Source organism: Undibacterium sp. Di27W (assembly GCF_049340345.1).
Lineage (GTDB): Bacteria > Pseudomonadota > Gammaproteobacteria > Burkholderiales > Burkholderiaceae_D > Undibacterium.
Map to the genome: position 1 here is coordinate 1 of NZ_JBMPOS010000057.1, position 3,382 is coordinate 3,382.

Annotated in this window: 2 protein-coding genes; one reads left to right on the plus strand and one right to left on the minus strand. The window is 44.9% G+C overall.

From position 1 onward, the window contains the following. Positions 1–1,427: 1,427 nt before the first annotated feature. Entirely contained in the window at positions 1,428–1,931 is a 504-nt protein-coding gene (locus tag ACO0LF_RS31165) for a hypothetical protein (RefSeq protein WP_423021248.1), read from the minus strand. Between the two features lie 931 nt (positions 1,932–2,862). On the opposite strand from ACO0LF_RS31165, the gene ACO0LF_RS31170 reads away from it, so the two are divergent. Next, a partial coding sequence (locus tag ACO0LF_RS31170) for a DUF2252 family protein (RefSeq protein WP_423021250.1) occupies positions 2,863–3,382 on the plus strand: 520 nt, incomplete at its 3' end.

Here is a 3,382-nt window from a genome sequence, read left to right on the forward strand (position 1 = left end):
AGTAATGCCACGTCAATCACTCCTGCTCCCTACTCATCAAGATAAGTAGGATTGTGTGCTAAACGTGGGTCAATTTTAGATGCAATTTATCCAGCAAAGTGGGTCAATTTTCAGTGCAAATCAACAAACTGTCCTTTCGAATCCCCGGATGCTAGCAAACATATTCAAATATGGTTATGATTACGCCACTTCAGCCGCTTAGGTCTTTTGCCGACAGCCTGCCAAAGTCCGGAATATCGGGAAGGTTTAGCTGCTAGCGAGAATCGAAACAAGCTAAACGCCACCACAAATAATACTTGTGGTTCCACCTGGAGTGGAATATCCAAGAGAAAACTCGTGTATGACGAAAGCTCCCAAGCAATATCTGGGAGCTTTCTCCTTTTCTGGCACAGCGTCAGATCAAGGCTGCGCCTTACTTCCTATTTCCTTTCAGCATATTGCAGGACAAGGCTCCCTGTTCAATTACATCGTCAAGTGCAATATGAGTATGAGGAAAATTATCGAACCAGGCTCTAGGCATATATTTTTTCGCGCTTTTCTTGCAATCTGATTTCATGAGTGCCGTAGCAAACGACTTCATGTCCAATGTGCATATTCGCACCCAAAATACCATTTAATCGCATACTAAAAAACCGCCCATTCGCATTTCACATGTGCCACCCAGTCGCATCAAAAAAAGCCACTTGCAACCAATGAGGGTTATGCTAATAGTAAATTTCCGAGGTGAATACAGCAGTATGACGCGATCAATCACAGGCCCGATACAAAAATTGAATGGAGTCGACTTACATCTGCGAAGCAATTTGATGAAGGGAGACTGAATGACAGCCTCATCAAAAAGTGGAACGGCCGCCTTGCTGGCATCTGGGATTAAGGCAGTCAACACTCGGAGACAGATTATCTAGCGAGTAATAAGTTGACCGCTGCTCAGGACGTTTGGCATAGTAGCAATAAGAATCTGAGTGACAGTTATTTTTACGGACAGGATAATAGGAAATGCTTCGCTGACTTTGTCGGTAGTGCCAATGAATGAGAATTTATTGCTGTTCATGGCTCGCTTGTGCAATTTTATCGAAAAATGAGGAATGGCTTTTGTGCTATCGCATATTTTGAGCCACCTGTGAATGAGGCTAACTAAGATCGAGACAAAGCTGCCGATGGGCCTGTTTCGATTTGCCATTGCGGCGTTCGGTCGCAAATTGACAGCAGGAGGAAAAGTTCGAAATTCCGAACTTTTCCTCCTGCTGTCAATTTGTGTTTTTAGGGATTGGAAACTTTTGCAGACGATCTCAAGAACCTGGGCAATTTGGGATGCAATTCGGTGGCATTTTTGAACTGAAAATTGCTGGCTGTTTTGGCACAAATACTCAGTAATCATCAATCAGCTGTTTCCTCGTCTTATTAGCTATGGCAAAAACTCCCTATATTTAGCGCCATTGCGTTTTCCGAAATTGTTTCCAGTTACGGTAACGTCGTGAAGAGGCGATATGTTCATCCCATGCATCGGCCAGCCTATTCAAGTAACGAACCGCTCTTGGAGCAATCTCCCCCTCGTCAGGAAAATACTGCGAAGCACGCTTGGCATTGGCATAGCGGATATGACGGAAACAACGAGTTCGGCTGCGCTTTCCAGTGCCGGGTACCTCTCCGTTCCAGTGACGGAATAGGTGGACGCGTTGATGAATGCCAGGTTTGATCCGCAAAGCAGAGAACGACGTGGCAGTGACAATTTCACCAAGATCACTGCGCATAATGTATGAATACTCTTCATAGCTCGTGCCATTAAAAGTACGCAAATGTGGGCCGACGTTGGTAGCTATCCATGCATAGCCCAATTTCTTGAGCGCTTGCTTTGCGGATGGAAAAGCATCGACGCTCCCATGACGCGAAAAAAGCGTGATGGAAGCCTGGTGCGGACGAATGATATGCATGACTACTCCTAGGTAATAAAAAAACCTAGAAGTGGTCGAGCATTGCCTTGATGATAAAGTTAAAATGCATATTAATTCCTATGAGAGCAGAGTTGTGATCCAAGCTGGCTTGTGAACATACAGATTATTACACTGATTTGTCTTAATCAGTGGCGACATCATAGATATTACTCACAACGTTGATGGTCAGTACAATCGAACGAAAAACATAGGATGGCAGGCTGTCTCTTGCTGAGCAGACGCCGACACTCCCGTAGGCACTTCATATTTATTTATGTCTTTCCCCATCACACCCGCCCTGTGAGTTTTGGTCCATCTATTCAATTTTTAAGTCATTCGTAAATTGTTTACGCATGGTAGACATTTTTTTCCTTATGTGCGAAAACCAACGGAGCTATCTTATTTTTTTTGTTACTGTCTTTACTGGTGCGCTGGTATATGGTTGCGTGCCTACCGCTTAATCTCTTATCTGACCCTAGTTGACTTTAAAGGCAAGCACAATGACTAAGAAAATGTGTCCAGGTTCGACTGTGGGTGCCGGTTCCATTTTGAGCAGCATCTCTAGCCCGTTTACAAGTAGCCGACTTCGCTTGTTGCAGTGGACTCCACATCCCCTTCTCTCATAGAGAAAGTTGGTAACGCATTTGAAGTTGCTGCAACGATGCCAGAAAATCCTAACAAAGCAAAGGAATATGGTGATTTGGGCCGTAACCCTGTTCCAGGCGCGACTGTCGAACCTGGTTCTCCTACTGCCACAGCAAGTACTGTAATGAAATAGTATCTACGACCCCCATGACCTTATTTGGCTTCCGCCATGGTTGGTCGCTTTTCTGACTGACAGGCAGAATAAGTACGCTTGCGCAAAGTCCACTATCTTTTAACTTATCGTGCCAAGCACGACGTTTGTAATGCTATTTCCGTTCAAAAATATATGAGAAAACAAGTTGCTTTACCAACCGTATCAGATCGTGCCGCATTATTGACTCAACGAAGAAATATCAAAATGGCAGAGTCAGCTCATGCTTACGTTCGTGGCAGCACTTCGAAATTCTATGAGTGGTTAGATACAGCTAGCAAAGCCAAGCTCCCAGAGGGACCAGCGATTTGGATTTGTGGGGACTGCCATATTGGTAACTTAGGTCCGGTGTCTGATATTGAGGGAAAAGTGAGTTTCCAAATTCGGGACTTCGATCAAACAGTGATTGGTAATCCTGCACATGATTTAATTAGGCTCGCATTGTCTTTGGCGTTCGCGGCTCGCGGCTCTAATTTGCCGGGAATTATGACCGTGCATATGATGCAAGCGTTGCTGGAAGGCTATGCCGCGGAGTTTGTACCAGGAGACGAAACAGAAGTAGAAGTACCCTTGATCGTGAGAAAGGCAATGAAGCGAGCTCGTTGTAGAACATGGAAGCACCTCGCTCGCGAAAGAATTGCCGACATTAGTCCTC